This is a genomic window from Rhodococcus sp. R1101 (assembly GCF_000278445.1).
GTDB lineage: Bacteria > Actinomycetota > Actinomycetes > Mycobacteriales > Mycobacteriaceae > Rhodococcus > Rhodococcus gordoniae.
Genome location: NZ_AJVB01000563.1, coordinates 1 through 2,283, shown reverse-complemented (window position 1 = coordinate 2,283; position 2,283 = coordinate 1). Strand labels below are relative to the sequence as shown.

At 67.1% G+C, this 2,283-nt stretch carries 3 protein-coding genes and 1 pseudogene; 1 reads left to right on the top strand and 3 read right to left on the bottom strand.

Annotated features, from left to right (window positions below; all coding sequences use genetic code 11):
- Positions 1-352: pseudogene (locus tag R1101_RS28065) on the bottom strand (alpha/beta hydrolase); the annotation flags it as partial.
- A gap of 79 nt (positions 353-431) precedes the next feature.
- On the opposite strand from R1101_RS28065, the gene R1101_RS0121620 reads away from it, so the two are divergent.
- Positions 432-1,076 (top strand): TetR/AcrR family transcriptional regulator, encoded by a 645-nt coding sequence (locus R1101_RS0121620; protein WP_037224490.1) that lies wholly within the window; start codon positions 432-434, stop codon positions 1,074-1,076.
- A 127-nt stretch (positions 1,077-1,203) separates the two neighbouring features.
- Here R1101_RS0121620 and R1101_RS0121615 read toward each other — a convergent pair whose 3' ends face one another.
- Together R1101_RS0121615 and R1101_RS28060 are read right to left on the bottom strand one after the other, a co-directional pair.
- The gene (locus tag R1101_RS0121615) at positions 1,204-1,935 is read right to left on the bottom strand and encodes an ABC transporter ATP-binding protein (protein WP_051017599.1); all 732 of its coding nucleotides are present in this window, start codon (positions 1,933-1,935) and stop codon (positions 1,204-1,206) included.
- A 29-nt stretch (positions 1,936-1,964) separates the two neighbouring features.
- A partial coding sequence (locus R1101_RS28060; RefSeq protein WP_037224485.1) for an FtsX-like permease family protein occupies positions 1,965-2,283 on the bottom strand: 319 nt, incomplete at its 5' end.

Genomic DNA, 2,283 nt, shown 5'->3' with positions numbered 1-2,283 from the left:
CGGGCACCGAGCCCGAAGACGGCGCGCAGGCGTCTGCGACACCCGTGGTGCCGTGCGCCCAGCTGATCACCGGCCATCCGCCTTCCGGAACCTCGCCCGCAGGTACGGACACCGAGCCGGACACGACGACGTCCTGGCCCATCGGCCCCTGGGACAGGTAGGTGATCTGTTCGCTGCGCCCGGCGCCGGGCAGTTTCGGAGGCCCCGAGAGTGATCGGCTCGTCAGCAGAGCTCCGTGTTCGCGGCCGTCGGTGACCGGATCCGGTTCGGCGGCGGAACCGCAGGCCGTCAACAGGCTTGCCGCCGTAAGGGCTGCGAGTAAGGAGATTCGCCGGGGGAAATCGGTGCGCATCGTGCTCCTCCTGAACCGATCACGAGATTAGGTCAAATGACCTAATCGAGGAAGGTAGCACTCTCGTATGCTCACGTCCATGCCTGCACCCAGTACCCGAGAGGCACTTCTCGACGCCGCCGAACGTCTGGTCGCCGAGCGTGGCCTGGCCGGTGTCTCGGTTCGCGAGGTGATCCGGGAAGCCGGTCAGCGCAACAACGACGCGGTGAAGTACCACTTCGGATCCTGGCACGGACTGCTGATCGACCTGTGGGCCACCCGCGCTGCCGGAGACGGGTTCGCCCGGGAACTGCACGAGACCGCGAAACACGCACAGGATCGCCTGCCCGCGCTGGTGGAAGCCTATGTACGCCCGTTCGTCCGGGAAGTTGCCGCCCGTAACCCCTCCTATTGGGCCCGGTTCAACGAACAGTGGTTGGCGGGCATCCGCAGCGACTTCGTCGCCTCCCCGCAGCCCCTGGTCCCCGACGACCCGGCCTATCCTGCGATCCCCGGACTGGAAGGACTGAAGGAGCTCTTCTCCGACCTGGCTTCCGAACTCGGGCATCTACCCCCCGAACAGCGCAAAGCTCGCGTGGCGCTGGCTGCGCGATTCGTGGTGTCCGCGCTGGCGTCCTGGGAACGCGACCAGGTTGCGGGAGTGTGGCGCGACCTGGTCATGTTCGAGGACGAGCTGTGCGCGTTGATGCTCGCTGTTCTCCATGCCGACGCCGGCCGGAGGTGAGGAATGTCGACCGGCATGGGCCACCGCGTGCCGCCCTGCCGCGGAGCAAAGGCGCCGCGGCAGCCGGTGACCGCGCTGCGGGGGCAGAGTTCCCCGGATCGTTCCGGGCAACCGACCGACCGGACGTTCACGATGTGGACGATGTCGAGAACCTTCGCCCGTACCCCGAGCCGTCCGTCGGAAGGTCGGAGGAGGGGAGCAGGGTTCCGTTACGCATCCGGTAGGCGCGATCGACGAGAGCGAGTTGGTTCAGGTCGTGGGTGACCATCACGATCGCAACATCGCGGTCCCGGCTGAGATCGGCGAGCAGAGTCACGACCTCCCGGCTGCGTTCCTCGTCGAGCGCCGAGGTGGGCTCGTCGACCAGCAGTACCGAAGGATCGTTCATCAGACCGCGGGCGATGGCGACCCGTTGCCGTTGACCTCCCGACAGTTGGTGGGGACGCCGATCCAAATGTTCCTCGAGACCCAGCGAGCACAACAGATCCCTGGCGCGCGTGCTGCTCTCGCGAACCGATCCGCCGGCGAGGTGGGTCATCATCTGCAGTTGTTCGACGGCGGTCAGCGACGGCAGCAGATTCGACTGTTGGAACACGAATCCGAGTTTGTCGCGCCGTACGGTGGTGCGCTCGTCGCGACCCAGTCCCGTCATGTCGCTGCCGTCGATGACGACGCGGCCGGCGTCGGGGGTGATGAGCAGGCCGGCGACGGCGAGCACGCTCGACTTACCGGACCCGGACGGACCGGTCACGGCGACGAACTCGCCGCGCCGGACCTCGAGATCCACCTCGTCGAGGACGCGTCGGCGCTCGTCGCCGTCGGGGTATGTGAGGACGATGTCGTGTAAGGAGATGCTCATATCGGAGTCCTTCGGGTTCGTGGAGTGGCTCATCGGGCGGTTGCGAGCGCGGTGAGGGGGTCGACCTTGGCGATACGGGCCAGGGAGGCGGCCGCGCCGATCATGCCCGTGGCCACGAGGACGAGGAACGGAACCACGGTGGTCGAGATCGAGAGGGAGAACGGGACGACCTGTGCGGCAACGAGTCCGAGACCGAGTGCGGCCACGGTACCGAGCCCGGCTCCCAGCACGAGCACGATCAGGCTCTGGCCGAGGGCATCCCGGAGCAGATAGCGGGTGGATGCACCGACGGCTTTGAGTACGGCGAGGTCCTGGCTGCGCTGGATCGTCCACACGGTGAAGAAGGCG